This window comes from Brevibacillus parabrevis (genome assembly GCF_022701015.1).
Classification (GTDB): Bacteria; Bacillota; Bacilli; order Brevibacillales; family Brevibacillaceae; genus Brevibacillus; species Brevibacillus parabrevis.
The window spans coordinates 1,732,597-1,749,770 of sequence record NZ_CP064090.1; the positions used below are offsets into that span (position 1 = coordinate 1,732,597).

Sequence of the window (17,174 nt, forward strand, 5' to 3'; positions counted from 1 at the left end):
GGATGGTTCTATCATGTTGCTAGATATTATATTCATCTCTTTTGTTGTGGCATTGATACGGGGAGGCAGAATAAAAGAATTACCAAAATTTAATAAATTTTCTGTTTTTGGAATCGCTGTGCTTTTGCAGATTCTATCCGCGCTCATGCCAACGTGGGGAAGAGTTTTTGTCTCAGTTGCGTATTTGTGTCTACTCATCTTCTTCTATTCCAACAGAGAGCATGAAGATATCAGATTTTTCATGATTGGCTGGTTCTTTAATGCGATCGCAATCTGGTCGAACTTTGGGAAAATGCCCATTGACCTCGAACTTGCAAAGAAGCTGAAATACTCGGTCGATCCGATTGTAAACGGGACCGATTTCAAGCACTCGGTTTTGGATAATTCAACCAATTTGCCATTTTTGACAGACATAATGTTTATGCCGTTCCCAATTGCAAGAGTCATCAGTATTGGCGATATTTTCATTATGATAGGCGCGTTCTTGCTTGTACAACGCGTAATGGGAAAACCAATATCTCTAATCAGACTCCGCGAGGGTAAAATCCATGAAACCAACCAAGAACTTTAGTCATTTTGCTCTAGGATTACTTGTTCAATGCTTATTTCCGGTAGCCGGGCTGCTGGTGATCATTTCAATCATTACCTCTTGGGGTGTGAATGAACATTGGGGAGTCATGGCGACTTACACCATTTTGACCTTGGTCAGCTCGTTTACTCCCATTCGCACGCTAAATTCGCCTTTAACCTTGAACAATGCCGTGATATTCTCGGGAATTGTCCTGTATGGCACCTGGATCGGCGTCTGGTCAGCGCTTTTGGAGATTATCATCATTTCGTTTATATTCAAATCGAAAGTATCGAGAGCTCTCGCGAATAGTGGCCAAGTCTTGATTACGGTTTGGCTGGTGGGAACTTTGGATCAGTTTTTCCGCACCTATTATCCCGACTATTGGTTTCTGACGGATATCGGGCTGATCCTGGTCTACTGGCTGAGCAACACTCTTTTGGCCGCGGCCGGCATTTCCTATTTTAGAGAGGTGTCTTTTCAAGTCATTATAAAAAGCATGTTGCAAGGCGGCAGCATGACTTATCTCCTGCTCATGGCAGTGGGGGAGATAGGGGCGCGATTTGTAGGAGCTTACGAGGGGTATTCCTTGACGATATTGCTAGGGACGGTTTTGCTGCTTCGCTCGGTTTTCCATCAGTATTTTGCGAGTATAAGCGATCAGCAGAAAAAGATGGAAGAGATCAAAAACCTGAATGATTCGTTTTTGATCGCCCTGGCGGCATCGATCGATGCGCGCGATCCATACACGCTCGGACACTCGTTTCGCGTCGCGCACTGGGGGAGAGAAACAGCAAAATTCATGGGACTTCCGCCAAAGCAGTCGACGGAAGTTTACTATGGCGGGATCATTCACGACATTGGCAAAATCGGTATAGAAGACAACATCTTAAACAAGGAAGGCGCTCTGTCCAAAGAGGAGTTTGAACGCATCAAGGAGCACCCGGTCATCGGGTACGAGATTTTGAAAAGGACGTCGGTTTTCCCCGAGCTGCTCCCTGCCATTCGCTGGCATCATGAGCGGGTTGACGGGACAGGATATCCCGATAAGCTCAAAGGAAACGAAATCCCGCTCATAGCCCGCATACTGGCTGTCTGTGACGCGTTTGACGCCATGGTTTCTGATCGTCCTTACCGGAAAGGCATGTCCGTGGAAGAAGCTTTGAGGCGGATTCAGGAAGGAGCCGGCACCCAGTTTGATGCTGAAATCGCAGCGAATTTTGTGACCATGATCAAGAGCTTGAATGAGGAAGAGCTGCAAAAAATCATTCGGGCAAATAACCGGAACCAGGAAATCGATGTCTCCTTAACCACGTAAGCGATCAGGAGAGTCAAGTTTACATAAGATTCAAAGCAAGGCGATACGTATCATACAAAAAAAGCTATCAACTTTGATGGCTTTTTTTATTTTCCTCCACACGATGCAAGTGGATGGCCCCCAGCGTAGTATCCTCCTTTTTCCTGACAAAAAAAGCCCCACCCGGTCGACAGTGACTGAATCCATGACAGCATGAACCCTTTGTTTACTGTCTACCGAATGGGACAAAAAGCAAGCAAGACACACGCTTACTGTAGCCGCTCCCGTCGCGCTTTCCCGGCGAATCGGCCCAACTGCTCCAGCCCTTTGACCAGCCAGACCAACAGGAGGGAGAGCAGGAAGCTGCACCCGAAGATCAAGCCCAGGTACAAAAGCGAGTACCAGGTGTTTTGGAACACCCAGGCGACTTCGCCGTACTGCTCAAACAGAAAATCTTTGAACAGGATCAAAAAAGCGGAGTGAAACAGGAAAATAAAGTACGTCAAACCTTTGCGAAACTTGAGACGCAGATGATCGACCAATTCCAGGAAAAAGACCATCAGCACGAGAAAAGACAGCAAGGTAGCAAAGACAAAAGTCAGATGCACCGCCACGTACAGCTTGCTGGAAACGACAAAAAACATGGCGGCAGCGGTCGCGATCCCTGTAAGCAGCATCAGGATCGAGCGGTTGTTTCGCAAAAAGGACAAAATCGTCTCCCGGTACCAGTACAGCAGATGGCCCATGTACAGCGTGAAAATCCAGCTGGGCAGCATGTGCCGCGTCGACAGCTCCAGCCAGCCTTTGTGCAAGTAGTTGATGTAGACGTATTGCACGGCGAGCAGAAGCCAGATGACATACAAAATGTTGCGTTTGGTAATCCAGTTGCGGAAAAAGTAAGCAAACACGTAATACTGGCAAATCATGAACACAAAATAAAGATGATCGCCGGTTTTCCCCATCAGGATGTTTGTGAAATCAAGGGTCGTATGCGGCATCTCTTTTTTCAGCAAATAGTGGTACAGAATACCGGAAACCAGGTAAGGCAAGAAAATGTACAGGAGCTTGCCCGTAAAAAAGTCGCGGGGCGTCGGGCTTTTCGCCTCAAACGAGTAAGCGGTCAAATAGCCGGTGGCGATCGTCAAAAGCACAGTGCCGTAGCGACTGATCTGATTGAGAGCGACCACCCAGAACGGATCGTTGAAATACAGCACAGAAGCAGTAAAATGGCCGACCACGACCAGAAAGCTTGAGAACAACTGGACGTAAAACAGCGATTTCAAAATTTTCGAATCGGTATACATAGGCATTCTCCATTTACTTGTTCGTCGTCTGGCGAGTCGTCTGCGTCCAACCCTGCGGACAGCCAACACAATAAATTGCGAATGCGTCTATCTTAGATAATGAAATTTTGAAAGAGATTTGATCTTTGTGATCTGTGCAAGCCAATGTTTGGGAAGACAGGAAAAAAGCCACACCTGTGCGTGGCTTTCGGCCTTATTTTTGCGGCTTGTTCCGCTCCTCAATCGCTTGGCTGACCACGAAGGCCAGATCATCGTTGCCAAAGAGCGACAGGACACCGAGGATGGTGGCATCAGGGATTTCTTCTGCTTCCTCTTTCGGCACCGTGTTTTCCAGCATTTGTGCGAGCAGTGGATTTTCGCCTTGAGCGGGATAAGCGGCCCGATACAGCTCACGTGCATCAAGCCCATGGTTGACACACCATTGGGCAAAGACGAGAATCATCATTCCTTCGTCGCGCTGGTAAGCCTGGATGACTTGATCTTCCATCTCTTTTCGGTTCATAGATATGCTCCTCTAACAATCAGTCGTACACGTTATGTGCTTAATTGTAGAGAAGAGGGCGGGTGCCCGCAAGAAAAAAGAGGGGAGAGATTAGGAGTTTCGCTTGCTGTGATTGGTCAAAACCGGAAGCACCCGGGTATCTTTAATCATTTCGGAATGGCAAAAAGGGCAGCTCGGGCTCTTGTCAAAGGAAAAGTTATCTCTCATCCAGCACGTACACCCATCATTGCTGCACGTCCATACATCTGTTTCCTCTTCTTCGACCGGAACAATTGCTTTTTTCGAGAAATACACATGAACTCCTCCTTTGCAGGGCATCGTGCTTACAGTAACACCTCTATTAATGTGTGATGGAAAGTCCATGAATATACCAGGATTTTCTGCCCGACTGCATAAAAGAAAGGAAATAACTGCCCAAAACGGTCATGACCGTTTTGTTGACCGCAAGCGGTCACATCCCATTTCATGAAAAACATCGAGACGTTTTTCACAGAAAAAAGGCAACGGAACGCATCCGCTGCCTTTTTTCTATGAAAGGATTACAGTTGATCTGGGATCAAAATTTGCCCGGTCGTTTCATGGCTGGTCACAGCGAGCAAGATCGCTTTCGACAATGTGTCGGGGTGGTAAGGCTTGATCAAGTAGCCCTTGGCCCCCAGGTCAAACGCTTTTTTCTTCTCTTCAAAAGCGCTGGAGATGACGATCGGGATCGTCTGCAGCTCGGGATTTTCCCGCATCGCTTCAATGACCTGCCAGCCGCTTTCTCCATCTTGCAAAATCAGATCGAGGACAACGGCGTCCGGACGCAGCTCCGAAATGGCGGCGAGCGCCTCTTGGGCCGTAGAACAAGGATAGACCGTAAAGCCTGAGCTGAGCAGTTCCTCACGCAAAAGCTCGGCCAGATTCATGTCGTCCTCGATAATCACGACTTTTCCGTTGGACTGGCCGGAAGGAGCGAGCGCCGCGGCTGCGTTGTTCGCCAACAGCTCGGCACGGACCGCCGGCTCCGGCAAAGGAAGGGCGACCGTAAACGTACTGCCTTTTCCAGCCTCGGAAGCAACGGTGACCTCGCCGTGGTGGATGCGCACGATCTCCTGAACGATGGCAAGCCCGAGGCCCGTACCGCCAATCTCCCGGCGATCGGAATTGTCTACGCGATAAAAACGGGTAAACAGATGAGGGAGAGCTTCCGCAGGGATGCCCAGCCCTTCATCGTGAATCTCGATCAACAGCTTTTGGTTTGCTTCACGAATAACGACGCGGATGCTTCCGCCGTCCGGTGAATACTTGACTGCATTGCTGATCAGGTTGACCAGCACCTGGCGAAGCTTGTCGCGATCTCCGCAGATGGTCGTTTGCTCCGTTTGCAGCTCAAGCTCAAACGAATGCGGCGTAGATTGGGCACGGTACATCCCAAACACTTCGCGGGCGAGGGAGTCGATCTCGACTTTTTCAAACTCATAGCTTTGGCGGCCGGATTCCATGCGCTGCAAGTCAAGAAAATCGTTGATCAAGGTCGTCAGTCTCGTCGCTTCCTGATAAATAGCCGTCATGTAGCGCTGCTGTCTTTCCGGTTTCAAGTCTTTGTGCAGCAAAAGCTCGGCAAAACCGAGCACGCTGGCGAGCGGAGTGCGCAACTCGTGGCTTACCGTGCTGACAAATTCCGATTTCATCTGGTCAATCTCGTATTCCTTCGTGATGTCCCGATAGACCAAGAGAGTGCCCCATTTGTGGGACGCGCGGTACAGATGCTCGGCATACAGCTGAATATAGCGCTTGGTAGGGGAGGTCAGTTCGAAAACAATGCTGTCCTCCTGCGGATCTTCCTCGTTCAGTGTGACCGCTTTTATATACTGGGCGAGACGTTTTGGTTCCGCCGTGCAGCTTTGCAAATGGGCGAGAAACGGGTCGATGTTGAAGTCCGCTGTTGAGTGCGAGTTATCGAAGCCGATAAGGTCGCGGAAGGTTCGGTTGACCTGTAGCGTTCCGCCGTCGAGATCGAGCAGTTGAATCCCTTCCTGCACCGAATCGAGCATGTCTTGCGTGACTTGCCGTTGCCGTTTTGTCTCCTCGAACATGGCGAGCTTGTCCAATGACAACGAGACTTGTTTGGCCAAGCCGATTGCCACCTGTTGCTCATGCTCGGAGAACTTGCGGTCAATCCGGGCAAGAATGATGCAGGCCACGACTTCTTCGTTCGAGTCCAAAACAGGCAGATACAGCTCGTATGTGCGGGAAGGGGTCATGAGGAAACCGCGCTCTCCCATGGTGCTTTCGCGATTGATGACATACGGCTGGTGCGTTTCCTTGATGCGCACGAGCGGACCGTCTTCAATCCCTTGCAAAAGCTGCTCGATTCCTTGCGGAGACACACCGAAACTGGCAACAGCCCGATCGGCATCGAGCACGAGAATGACGCCTTTGTCCGCCTCCATGCTGTCCACAGCGTTGGATACAATGCTCGACAGAAGCGTTTGCTTGTCCAATGTATTCGTGAGCGCGAGAATAAACTGGTTCTTTTTCTCCAGATGGCGCTCGTTCTCCGCCATTTTTTCCAGCGCTTCCGTCAGTTCCTCTTGCTGCATCACGAGTTCATCCTGCTGGGCTTGCAGCTCTTCGTTTTGCGCCATCAGCGCCTCTTCTTTGTTCTGGATTTGCCGCATCATGTAGTCGAGAGAGCGGGAGAGCTTGCCGATCTCATCGTCACGCTCCAGGCCGTTCAACTGCGGCGTCTCCCCAAGCGAAAAGCGGTTGGCATCGGCAGTCAGCCGCATCAACGGTCGGCCGATATCGCGCGTCGTTTTGATCGTTACCCAGATCAATACCAAAAGAGCCATCAGCACGTAAATGATGAACCACAAGCTTTGGGCAGACAGTTCCTGGAACAACTGCTGGTTTTGCATCGAAATGAGCTGCTCATTCGTTTGCTGATAGCGGGTGGCATAGCTGATCAAATTGTTGACCTCCATGTTTACCCCGCTGGACGAAAATTTGCGCAAACCTTCGTAATCACCCGACTGTGCATACCCTGACGAGGTAGGGAAGACGCGGGTGAAAAAATTGTCTACAAATGATTCGATGGATGTGGCAATTTTAAGTTCTTCGCTGCTGAGCGGAAGCTGCTTGAAAGCATGAAGCGACTGTTCCAGCTTTTTCTTTTCGAGGAACAATTCATTGTATTCATATGGGCTTAAAAAAGCATAATAGCCGCGGGCACGAAAGAAAATCTGGTTCGTATGCTCCGAGATTTGCGTAATCAGCTCCTGCTTCTGTCTGGAAGTTTGCGCGGCTGATTGAAAGTTTGTAAAGGCTTGATTGTTCAGCATCTGCACGACCAGCGCCCCGGCGACCATCAGCGAGAAAAAGAGAATCATCATGATGGCGAAGCGGCGGGTAATGCTTTCCCTTACGTATTTTCGAAATGAAGTCATGCTAGCATGTCCTCCACTTTGCGGACCAGCTCCAGCGGGCTGAACGGCTTGGGCATGAAGTCGTCCGCCCCGGCAGAGCGCATTTTTTCCTGTTCGGCATGCTGGCTTTTTGCGGACAGGATGAGCACTTTCACAGACTGTTTCTCAGGCATTTGTTTCATCTGGGTCAAGACGTCAAAGCCTGTCAGCTTGGGCATCATGTAATCGAGAATGACCAAATCGTACTGATTCTGGCCAATTTTTTGCAAGGCTTCCTCACCGTCGCAGACGATATCGAGCTGATGGCCTTCATCTTCAAGCGTATCCCCGATCAGCATGCGCAGCACTGCTTCGTCTTCGGCTAATAAGATCGTTGCCATTTTTCTTCCTCCATGTCATTCCTACATCATTCGTTTGATCAAACGTTTGATGCGCGCTTCCAGCTCTTTTATGCTGAAAGGCTTGGTCATATAGTCGTCAGCACCCAGTTGCAGGGCGCGGGCAATATCCTGTTCGCCGCTGCGTCCCGTCAGCATGAGCACCGTGTACTGCTTGCTGTTGGGCAGGGCGCGGATCAGTCTCAGGACATCAAGCCCGTCCATGTGTGGCATGATGCCGTCCAAAATGACAAGGTACGCTTCCGGACCTTGATGCCAGGACGATTCAAAAAAGGCGGCGCCTTCGTGGAACGTTCGGATGTCTGTATGAATCCATCCTTCCAGACTGGCGCGAGCGCAGTCGGCGAGCAAGGTGCGGGTCAAGGAATCGTCGTCGATAATCGCCACTTTCAGTCTCACGGTGCGCGTATCTGGATCGTCGTTGCGCTTGGCCATCTCTACCCGGCAACGCCCGTTGTTTTTCGCAGCGTATAAAGCGGTATCAGCGGCGTCTATCCAGTGCGAGAGAGGCTTTTGTCCATCCTCGATTTGCACGACTCCTGCAGAAAAGCTCAAAGAAAAGCTGCCTTCCGCCGATTCAAAAGAAAGTGCCTGAAAGTCGACCAGCAGCTGTTTGATGCGCAGCTTTGCATCTTGTCCGGACGTTCTTGGCATGAGCAGCAAAAATTCTTCCCCGCCATAACGGAAAAAGATGTCGTACTTCCCGGAGTTTGTCTTGATGAAAGAGGCGAAGCGGCTCAAGACAACATCGCCTACGAGGTGCCCGTGCGTGTCATTGACCTTTTTGAAATGATCGATGTCCATAAAGGCCAGCGAGAACGGGGTTGAATTTCGCAGCGAATCGGACAGCAGCCGTTGATACGTGTCCGTAAGAGAATTGCGGTTGAACGCACCCGTCAATTCGTCGATGAACAAGATTTTATCCATCCAGCGTTTTCTGCCCAACTGCCGTTCCAGCCGAACCGTCAATTCCTCCAGGTCAAGCGGCTTGCACATGACGTCGTCCGCCCCCAGACGAAAAGCGCGCATGCGCGTGTCCCGGTCGCAATCAATGCTGATGATCGTCGTCGGGACGTATTGCTTTTTAATTTTCTCGCTGAGTGTTTGCATGACTTGAAAACCGCCTGTTTCCGGGATGTTCAAGTCGAGTATCAGGCAATCCGGGTTAAGGTCGTGGAAGTAGTCGAGTGCCTTGTGCGGATACACAGTGGCGATGACGGACCAGTTTTGCTTCTCCAAATATTCCTTGAGGTACATCAAAAGCGTCACATCATCATCTAGAATGAGCAAAAGAGGCTGGTTTTCGTAGGTGGATTCTTGCGGCAATGTGGGGTCCTCTAATAAAATCTCTTGCTCGGGCCGATGCTCGTAGCAGAGAGTGATCAGCTCTCGCAAAAAATCGCTCCACTCGTGTGTCGGCCAATCCTTCGCCTCCAGCTTGTCCAGTTGTTCCAGCAAGGATTGGGAAAGCTCGGATAAATCGTGCAAACCAATCGTTCCGGCTGTACCCTTCAGCGAGTGGACAAAACGGTATAATTCTTCATGGGAGACAGGCTCTTCCTGAGCGAGCCAGCCTTCCAGTTGTTTGTGAATTTGAAAAAGAAGGGTGTCCCTGTATTTGATCATTCCGAATTATCCCCCTGTTTTCGGGAAGGCCCTGCGCAGTCTCGAAGACTGCCGGGCCAGATCATAATAGGTATTGTACATCTAGCTAGGTGGAAGTGTACCATATTAAGAGGGGTTCTCCAACGAAAGGATTGCACTGGGAGGCAGGAAAAAAACAGGACGTGACAACTCTGTTACAAGCGGTTTACGAAAGAGAAAAGCCTTCTTCCTTCAAATATTGCGCCGCTTCCACGTAAGACTCAAAAGAAGCTTCCAGGTTCATGCCGTGGTAGACATTCCACAGGGAATCTTCTTGCTGCAAAAGCAGCGTGCGGTTTTGCTTGTCGACCCAGGTTTGTTCGACTTGTTCGCTGGCATCTGCTGCTGGTTGCTGCGGCTCGCGCTTGACGGAGAGCGACTGGATGGAAGCTTCGATTACTTGGCGCAGCTCGTCTGCGGAGAAGTCGCGAATGTTTACGTAGCCTTTGTCGTCTTTTTGGTAGCCCTTCAAAAACGCTGCGAACACAAAGCCGTTGCCGTTCGGATGCAGATGGTAAACGACTGTCTTTTTGTCGTGAAGACTTGCCTCGTAGTGAAAATTAACCCGTTTGAGCGAGACGTTGTGGCGAGACAACTCCGGGAATGATTCGATAATCGCCAGTTTTTGTTCAAAAGTAAGCATGGATTCCTCCGATGTGAATAAGGTTATCCGTCGATTATATCATAGGTGGAACAAAGAACGAAAAGGCTATACAGACAAGAGAGGAAGCGATGACGATGAACGGAAAAAATCGAAAAGATATCGTAGCAGGACTGGAAGTGGATATCGTCCTGAAGCAGGATCAGCGCACAGGGGTGCGGACGCGGGGAATCGTCAAGGACATTTTGACCAATTCCAGCACGCATCCGCACGGGATCAAGGTTCGCTTGACCAATGGCCAGGTCGGACGAGTGCAGGAGATTATTCGAAAAGGCGAGTAAACGTAAAAAACGGGATGCCAGCGAGGGCAATCCCGTTTTTTGATCGCGAGCGACAGGCAGCTTCTTCCGGAAAAGACGAGCCTGATCGATCAGCGATATGTATCGTGAGCAGGTGTAAGCACATCTTCCGTGGAATCGCGCACGAGGATGAACGGCCCGATGTTCCCGAGTCCATGCATCGATACGTTGTGATGGGCGATAATTTGCTCTGCACGCAGCACGGTGTTGTCGGTTGTGGAATGGCCGTCACTGACGAGTGTGACGTCATAGCCCAAGGTGGTCGCTCGCTTGCAGGCGCTGTCTACGCAAAATTCCGTTTTGCAGCCCGTCATGACGAGATGCGTAATCCCGAGCGATTGCAGTTGTTCATGCAAATCGGTCTCGTGAAAAGCATCCGTCGCTTGTTTGAGAATCACGGTTTCCGTCGGGAGCGGGGCAAGCTCGGGGTGGATGGCGTAAGCGTCAGCGCCAAGCTCCGCGACATCTGTGTCCTGCACGTACAGGACGGGAATCGCTCTTTTCCAAGCGTCTTCCCTCAGCTTTTTGATCGTCTGAACGAGCGAGGTCTTTTGATAAACAGGGCCGATCGGGCCTTCCACAATCCCTACTTGTACGTCAATAATGAGCAGAGCTGTTTTTTGCGTCATTCACGTTCCTCCTCAAAATGCAGGGGGCTACCGGGGCAGTCCCCCGTTTCTTTCTTGGGTGTTTTCATCGATCTATGAGCATGCCGTTGCGTATTTGTTTTCATATTTCATCAGCTCCTTCGCTTATGGCAGCGGGACAGCCAGAGGCGGCTGCATCCGCTGGAACCATTGTAACACATCGCCTGTTTTATCATTCGGATTTTTTTGAACAATCGAACGGAAGGTAAAAAAAGCCCCCATCCTGCTGGCTGCCAGTCAAGGATGGGGGCTGTTTGTGTTGCACGTGTCAGAAAGCTGTCTTTACGAGTCGCTTTCTTTTTTCGGCACAAACTGAAAAATTTCATGGGATTCAAAAGAGTCGATCAGGCGCGATAGCCACAAGTAGTAATCCAGTCCGTTTTCAATCCGGCGGATGCTAAGCTCCACGCGTTCTCGCAGCTCGTCCGTCAACTCCTCGGATTGCTGGAGGGCGCGCAGCTCCTGAAGCGACTTTTTCAGGCTGTGCACATTTTGCTCGCTGGCATGGCGCCACTTCACGGAAAACAAGTCGATGAAGTTTTGGTACCAGTCCAGATTGACCTCGTAGTGGTCTTTGCGTGTTCCTTTTTTCCATATCTTTTCTACCATATTTAAGTCCATCAAGGTGCGAACGCCGGTGCTCATGCTGGTCTTGCTCATTCCCAGCGCTTCTCCCATTTCATCAAGCGTCATCGACTTGTCCTGAAACAGCAGCGTGCCATACAAGAGCCCCGTCGACATGGTGATGCCGTACAAATCCATGTTGCGGGCAAGTGTTTCAATCACGCGTTCTTGAGCCTTTTCGAGGATTCTTTCCTGATTCGTATCCATTTTGAAAAAAGCAGCTCCTCTAGTCATATTACCTGACTAGAATTGTACGTTCCTTACAGCAAAATGTAAATGGAGATATCAAACAGTATATACGAGATAAACTGCGAATACAGAAAGAAAAGTACGTAAAGTTTTTTCTGAACGCTGAAAATGCCCGATTATCGAGCCTCACCCAGTTTGAGGTAAAAAAGTGGGCTGGTTACAATTGTAAGGGTAAAGAACAGTCCGGATACGGGCGTAAAAGTTGGAGGTGACCATATGCCCAAGATCAAAGTAGAGAATTTGACCAAAATCTTTGGACGACAGCCCCAACGCGCATTGCCCCTCGTGAAACAAGGGAAGGCCAAGACAGATATATTGAAGGAAACGGGTCTTACCCTTGGGGTTAACCAAGCGAGTTTTGAGGTGCACGCCGGCGAAATTTTCGTCATCATGGGGCTTTCGGGTAGCGGGAAATCGACATTGGTTCGACTCTTGAACCGACTGATCGAACCGACGGAAGGCAAAATCCTGATCGACGGTACGGATATCGTCAGGATGAACACAGAACAGTTGCAACAGGTCAGAAGAAAGAAGCTCGGGATGGTATTTCAAAAGTTTGCCCTGTTTCCGCACAGGACCGTCCTGGAAAACGCAGCATATGGCCTGGAGATTCAAGGAATGGCCAAAGCAGAGCGCGAGGCCAAGGCGAAGCAATCGCTGGAACTGGTCGGACTGGGCGGCTGGGAAGCGAGCTATCCTGACCAGCTTAGCGGAGGAATGCAGCAGCGCGTCGGCCTGGCGCGTGCACTTGCCAATGAGCCGGATGTGCTGTTGATGGACGAAGCATTCAGCGCACTTGACCCGCTCATTCGCAAGGACATGCAGGACGAACTGCTGGAGCTGCAAAGCACCATGCAAAAGACGATCATTTTCATTACGCACGATCTCGATGAGGCGCTGAAAATCGGTGACCGGATTGCCTTGATGAAGGACGGAGCGATCGTCCAGATCGGCACACCGGAAGAAATTATGACCAATCCGGCCAACGAGTACGTGGAGCGCTTCGTGGAGGACGTGGATCGTTCCAAGGTGCTCTCCGCAGAGAACGTCATGAAGCGGGCCGAGACGATTACGTTGGATAAAGGGCCGCGCGTTGCCTTGCAGTTGATGAGGGATCGCGGTGTATCCAGCTTGTATGTAGTAGACAAGAAGAAGACGCTCCTCGGCGTTTTGACCGCAGATGCGGTCAGCCAGGCAAAAGAACAGGGCCAATCGTTGGAGTGGGTGCTTCGTACCGAAGTTCCGAAGGTAGGGCCGCAAACGCTCCTGAATGAACTGTTTGACTTGGTCGCTTTTTCGGATATTCCGGTGGCAGTGACAGGCGAGCATGACCGCCTCCTGGGTGTCATCGTAAAAGGTGCCGTTTTGGGCGGATTGGCGGGAAAAGTAAACCAGGAAACGCCACTGCCGGCAAATGAAGAAGGGCAGGTGGATGAATGATGGATCAATTTTTTCCGAAGCTGCCCCTCGATAGTTGGGTAGAAACGATTGTAGATGGACTGGACGAACATTTGGGCTTTTTGTTCGATTTCATTTCGACATGCATTGGCGGGACGGTCGACTTTTTCAATCTGATTTTGACCGGACTGCCGTTCTGGGTGATTATCATCTTGCTTACACTGCTGGCGTATCGGGCTGGCAAGCTGTCTATCGCTCTTTTTACTTTCATTGGACTTCTTTTGATTCAAAACTTGGGTTATTGGGAGCATTCAATGGAAACACTTGCGCTGGTGCTGACAGCCGGGCTCATTTCCGTCATTATCGGGATTCCCGTGGGAATCTGGTGCGCGAAAAGTGATTCCGTGCAAAAGGTCGTAACGCCGCTGCTTGATTTCATGCAGACGATGCCCGCGTTTGTGTATTTGATTCCTGCGATCTTTTTCTTCGGACTGGGGAAAGTGCCGGGCGTAATCGCTTCCGTCATTTTCGCGATGCCGCCGACGATTCGTCTGACCAATCTGGGGATTCGCCAGGTGCCGGCGGACTTGATCGAGGCTACGGAGGCGTTTGGTTCGACTTATTGGCAAAAGCTGACGAAGGTGCAGCTGCCGATCGCCAAAACGACGATCATGGCAGGGATCAACCAGAGCATCATGCTGGCGCTGTCCATGGTCGTCATCGCCTCGATGATTGGGGCGAAAGGACTGGGTGCCGACGTATACCGCGCCGTGACGCAGATCAAGATCGGGGAAGGCTTCGAAGCGGGACTTGCCATCGTCATTATGGCGATTTTGCTGGACCGCATCACGCAAGGAGTAGGAAAGAGAAAAAAAGCGTAGGAGGGGTTTTCATGAAAAAAGCAACGTGGAAAGGTTTGGCTGTCGCACTGGGACTTGGATTGGTCATGGCAGGCTGCTCAAGTGCGGGCAGCTCCGAGGGCAACGGATCAACCAGCAGCAACAACGGTTCGGCTGCATCCAACGGTGTAAGCGCCGCAGTCGATCATAAAATCATCGGGATCGACCCAGGGGCAGGCTTGATGAAAGCGACCGAGAAAGTGCTCAAAGACTACGAGCTAAAAGACTGGGAGCTGGTCGAAGGCTCCAGTGCCGCGATGACGGCGGCTTTGACCCAAGCCTATAAAGACAAGAAGCCGATTATCGTGACGGGCTGGACGCCGCACTGGATGTTTTCCAAGTTTGAAATGAAATACTTGGAGGACCCAAAAGGAGTTTACGGAAAAGATGAGCAAATTCATACGGTCGTGCGCAAAGGCTTGAAGGAAGAACAGCCAAGCGCGTACGCTTTCCTCGATAAATTTTCCTGGACGCCAGCCGACATGGAGAAAGTGATGCTGGACATCGAAGGCGGCAAAAAACCGGAAGAGGCAGCAGCAGAGTGGGTGAAAGCAAACGAAGCTACTGTGAGCAAATGGGTGGAAGGCGTACAGCCAGCCAATGGTCAAAAGCTGACGCTTGCCTATGTCGCCTGGGATTCCGAGATTGCCAGCACGAATGTGGTGAAAACTGTTCTGGAGCAAAAGCTGAACTACAAGGTTGAACTGAGCCAAGTAGAAGCTGGCCCGATGTGGGTAGGCGTATCCAACGGCGACGTGGACGGCATGGTTGCAGCTTGGCTGCCAACAACACATGCTGACTACATGGAGAAGCTCGGAAAAGACGTAGAAGACCTCGGCCCGAATCTGGAAGGAACCAAGCTGGGTCTGGCTGTTCCGACTTACATGGATATTACGTCCATTGAAGATTTGAAAAAGTAAAAGGAAGCTCCTCTATATAGAAGTAAATCATATAATAGAAGAAAGGCATCGCCAACGACCCGGCGGTGCCTTTTTGCTGTGCCTCAACTTCTGTCTACCGCGCCTGGAACGGCTTTGTTTCTTCTACTGCCGGCCACGAGTGCTGTTTGTTCAGCATGGACGGATCGGGAGCGAAGACGCGCAGCACGAGATTGAAGTCGCCTGCGGGAGTAGGCAGCCAGTTGCTTTCCTTGCCTTTCGGTGCCTCCCTCTGGATGTACAGGTCAAGCGAGCCGTCCGGGTTGTACTGGAGCGTTCCCGTGTTGCTTCTTACAGAGGCGCGTTTACCTGCTGTCTCCGCGAGAAAAAGCTGGGCGTCGTAGACGTTGATCGACCAGAAAGCAGAAGTCGGCGGAAGCTCTGCTTTGGCAAAATGCAGCTTGTAGCAGGCGGTTGCTTGGTTGCGTCCGCTGGCGTCAGCGCGATCTGTTTTTCAAAGGCGACAGCTTGCGGCAAGTCTGCTTCGCCCTTCACTTCGACGCGTCCGATGAGCCAAACGGTATTCGCAGGCGCAGCAATCACGGGCGTATTCGCCGGAGCCTGTCCCTTCCAGTGCGGGCCGACTACCAAATAGCGCGCCGCCTGCTGCTCAGTTGAGCGGTTGGAGACGTTGCGAAACGTATTCGTGTACACGTCCAGCATTTGCACGGTAAAGTAACGGTTTTGCGGATTCGCGGGCACGCTCAGCAAGACAGGCGCTCATGTACAGCGTATAGGAGTTGGGCGTGACGATATCCCGGTAGGCGGGAGTCGCAAGCGAGTCCGCATAATAAAACTGGTTGAACGGGGCGCGCTGCTGCGTCATCTCCGTCATCGTTTTGGCAGAGGCGACGAGCGGATAGCCGTAAATATAAGCTTGCACGCCGAGCGAGTAAGCGAGGTTTTCCTGTGCGCTGAGAAAAGGCCCGAGCTGGCGGGCAAAAGGCGGTTTCGTCACCGGAGTCTTTTGATCGGACTGTGCGCCAGCGGCACCCGGCAAGGTCAGCCATACAAAAAGAAGAGAGAGAATCAGGGCAACGGTTTTTCGGGCGGGACAAAGCATGCTTCTCCTCCTGTCATCAAGCGAGTAGTCTGGGGAATAGTGCTATTTTTCTGCACCGCGCTGCGTTTTTATACCAAATCGAACAGCCGCCTAAAAGCCGCTCGCCATGGTGACGACCCACTGTTCTCCCATCATTCATGGCTTCACCCGACTCGTCCGTGGTTCACATGGAGAACAGCATAAATGCAGCCGGGTTTTCGTGTGAAAAACGCCCTAGAGATAATGAGGAATAAGTAACGGAAAAACAAATAAATAACCAATTATATCCAGTTAATTTGAATCAATTTTCCCTGTAATTTCTAAATTCTCTTTGAAATAGGAAAATGATCCCGGTAAGATGAGGAGGTTCTTGAATAAACAGGATTGAGGGGTCAGGCATGAAAAGACGAAGTTGGCTATCATTTTTAGTTGTAAGCATGTTTGTGTTCGGAAGTGTCCTGCCTGCGAGTGCGGCAGGGAACTACAACGTTGTCGAGAGCGGAACGAAAGTAGAAATGGAAGGGAAGTTCTCCTTCACAGTCCCGGAAAATATGATCTTTCTCAATAAAGACGACACGATCAAAATGGAGAAAGAAAATGGCGACATCCCGACCATGAACGAAATCGGGAGCGTCCATCCGATCGAAGACAGCGAAAATTGGGCGTTGTTTATCGAATACGAAGACACCGGACATATTAGCGACGACGAGCAAAACGAAATCAATGCCGAAGAACTGCTGCAAAGCTACAAGGACGGCACCGAGGAAGCGAACAAGCAAAGACAGCCGGAGGAGCAGTTTCATGTGATCGGCTGGAATGTAAAGCCGTCCTATAACGCGGCGACGCATGAACTGGAATACTCCATGCTTGCGGAAACCGCGCAGAAAACCCAGTTTTTAAACTACAAGCTGCAAGTTTTGACGCGTACCGGCCATGTTTCTTTCATTCTTGTGACGGACGTTCCAGCGCTCGCGAAGGACAAGCAGACATTGCGGGAAAAAATCTTGAAAAACTTCGTTGTAAAAGAAGGCCAGCGCTACAGCGATTTTGACGCCAAGACAGACAAAGTCGCTGAATACGGACTGACTGGCTTGATTCTCGGAGGCTTGGGCGTTGCCGCTGCGAAGAAGCTGGGCTTCCTCGCCCTGATTCTCGCCTTTGCCAAAAAAGGCTGGATTATTATCGTCGTGCTGTTGGGCGCGATTGGCGGCTTCGTGAAAAAGCTGTTCAACAAAAAGAAAAACAACGCTGCACCGACCGATTCGGACGAGGAAAAACCGTCCGCGTAAAAGCT

At 50.7% G+C, this 17,174-nt stretch carries 17 protein-coding genes and 1 pseudogene; 7 read left to right on the forward strand and 11 right to left on the reverse strand.

Annotated elements, in window-relative coordinates; translation table 11 throughout:
• Window positions 1-13 precede the first annotated feature (13 nt).
• Both IRJ17_RS08255 and IRJ17_RS08260 read left to right on the forward strand, forming a co-directional pair.
• A complete protein-coding gene (locus IRJ17_RS08255; protein WP_122966531.1) occupies window positions 14-571 on the forward strand; it encodes a DUF5317 domain-containing protein in 558 nt (185 codons plus the stop codon).
• A 55-nt stretch (window positions 572-626) separates the two neighbouring features.
• Window positions 627-1,886: an HD-GYP domain-containing protein gene (locus tag IRJ17_RS08260; protein ID WP_242774235.1), complete on the forward strand. Its 1,260-nt coding sequence runs from the start codon at window positions 627-629 to the stop codon at window positions 1,884-1,886.
• A 248-nt stretch (window positions 1,887-2,134) separates the two neighbouring features.
• Here IRJ17_RS08260 and IRJ17_RS08265 read toward each other — a convergent pair whose 3' ends face one another.
• The 7 genes from IRJ17_RS08265 to IRJ17_RS08295 form a co-directional block, all read right to left on the reverse strand.
• On the reverse strand, window positions 2,135-3,169 hold the full coding sequence (locus IRJ17_RS08265; RefSeq protein ID WP_173596618.1) for an acyltransferase family protein: 1,035 nt from the start codon (window positions 3,167-3,169) through the stop codon (window positions 2,135-2,137).
• A 193-nt stretch (window positions 3,170-3,362) separates the two neighbouring features.
• The gene (locus IRJ17_RS08270) at window positions 3,363-3,671 is read right to left on the reverse strand and encodes a hypothetical protein (RefSeq protein WP_122966534.1); all 309 of its coding nucleotides are present in this window, start codon (window positions 3,669-3,671) and stop codon (window positions 3,363-3,365) included.
• Window positions 3,672-3,761: 90 nt separating this feature from the next.
• Window positions 3,762-3,965, reverse strand: a complete 204-nt coding sequence (locus IRJ17_RS08275; protein WP_063226749.1) for a cold-shock protein — start codon at window positions 3,963-3,965, stop codon at window positions 3,762-3,764.
• A 245-nt stretch (window positions 3,966-4,210) separates the two neighbouring features.
• Window positions 4,211-7,102 (reverse strand): ATP-binding protein, encoded by a 2,892-nt coding sequence (locus IRJ17_RS08280; protein WP_173598568.1) that lies wholly within the window; start codon window positions 7,100-7,102, stop codon window positions 4,211-4,213.
• Window positions 7,099-7,461: a response regulator transcription factor gene (locus tag IRJ17_RS08285; RefSeq protein ID WP_122966536.1), complete on the reverse strand. Its 363-nt coding sequence runs from the start codon at window positions 7,459-7,461 to the stop codon at window positions 7,099-7,101. The genes IRJ17_RS08280 and IRJ17_RS08285 overlap by 4 nt, the downstream gene beginning before the upstream one ends.
• 21 nt (window positions 7,462-7,482) lie before the next feature.
• Window positions 7,483-9,105 carry a response regulator gene (locus tag IRJ17_RS08290; protein ID WP_122966537.1) on the reverse strand — a complete coding sequence of 541 codons (1,623 nt, stop codon included), beginning with the start codon at window positions 9,103-9,105 and terminating at the stop codon, window positions 7,483-7,485.
• 184 nt (window positions 9,106-9,289) lie between these two features.
• Window positions 9,290-9,766: a hypothetical protein gene (locus tag IRJ17_RS08295; protein ID WP_122966538.1), complete on the reverse strand. Its 477-nt coding sequence runs from the start codon at window positions 9,764-9,766 to the stop codon at window positions 9,290-9,292.
• Between the two features lie 95 nt (window positions 9,767-9,861).
• Here IRJ17_RS08295 and IRJ17_RS08300 point away from each other — a divergent pair, with 95 nt between their 5' ends.
• Window positions 9,862-10,065 carry a YwbE family protein gene (locus IRJ17_RS08300; RefSeq protein WP_063226754.1) on the forward strand — a complete coding sequence of 68 codons (204 nt, stop codon included), beginning with the start codon at window positions 9,862-9,864 and terminating at the stop codon, window positions 10,063-10,065.
• Window positions 10,066-10,154: 89 nt separating this feature from the next.
• Here the strand turns inward: IRJ17_RS08300 and IRJ17_RS08305 are convergent, their stop codons facing one another.
• Entirely contained in the window at window positions 10,155-10,712 is a 558-nt protein-coding gene (locus tag IRJ17_RS08305; RefSeq protein WP_122966539.1) for a cysteine hydrolase family protein, read from the reverse strand.
• A gap of 300 nt (window positions 10,713-11,012) precedes the next feature.
• Complete coding sequence (locus IRJ17_RS08310) at window positions 11,013-11,561, reverse strand: GbsR/MarR family transcriptional regulator (protein WP_063226756.1); 549 nt, start codon at window positions 11,559-11,561, stop codon at window positions 11,013-11,015.
• 258 nt (window positions 11,562-11,819) lie between these two features.
• Here IRJ17_RS08310 and proV point away from each other — a divergent pair, with 258 nt between their 5' ends.
• From proV to IRJ17_RS08325, 3 genes are read left to right on the forward strand one after another with little or no spacing between them, the layout of a single operon-like run.
• Window positions 11,820-13,043 carry a glycine betaine/L-proline ABC transporter ATP-binding protein ProV gene (gene proV / locus IRJ17_RS08315; protein WP_217022167.1) on the forward strand — a complete coding sequence of 408 codons (1,224 nt, stop codon included), beginning with the start codon at window positions 11,820-11,822 and terminating at the stop codon, window positions 13,041-13,043.
• The gene (locus tag IRJ17_RS08320; protein WP_122966541.1) at window positions 13,043-13,882 is read left to right on the forward strand and encodes an ABC transporter permease; all 840 of its coding nucleotides are present in this window, start codon (window positions 13,043-13,045) and stop codon (window positions 13,880-13,882) included. The genes proV and IRJ17_RS08320 overlap by 1 nt, the downstream gene beginning before the upstream one ends.
• Window positions 13,883-13,893: 11 nt before the next feature.
• Window positions 13,894-14,820 (forward strand): glycine betaine ABC transporter substrate-binding protein, encoded by a 927-nt coding sequence (locus tag IRJ17_RS08325; protein WP_242774237.1) that lies wholly within the window; start codon window positions 13,894-13,896, stop codon window positions 14,818-14,820.
• Window positions 14,821-14,914: 94 nt separating this feature from the next.
• Here the strand turns inward: IRJ17_RS08325 and IRJ17_RS08330 are convergent, their stop codons facing one another.
• Both IRJ17_RS08330 and IRJ17_RS08335 read right to left on the reverse strand, forming a co-directional pair.
• Complete coding sequence (locus IRJ17_RS08330; RefSeq protein WP_242775247.1) at window positions 14,915-15,238, reverse strand: DUF1214 domain-containing protein; 324 nt, start codon at window positions 15,236-15,238, stop codon at window positions 14,915-14,917.
• Window positions 15,130-15,901, reverse strand: a pseudogene (locus IRJ17_RS08335) (DUF1254 domain-containing protein). The gene IRJ17_RS08330 and the pseudogene IRJ17_RS08335 overlap by 109 nt, the downstream one beginning before the upstream one ends.
• 377 nt (window positions 15,902-16,278) lie before the next feature.
• Here IRJ17_RS08335 and IRJ17_RS08340 point away from each other — a divergent pair.
• Window positions 16,279-17,169 (forward strand): DUF2167 domain-containing protein, encoded by an 891-nt coding sequence (locus IRJ17_RS08340; RefSeq protein WP_229049752.1) that lies wholly within the window; start codon window positions 16,279-16,281, stop codon window positions 17,167-17,169.
• Window positions 17,170-17,174 lie beyond the last annotated feature (5 nt).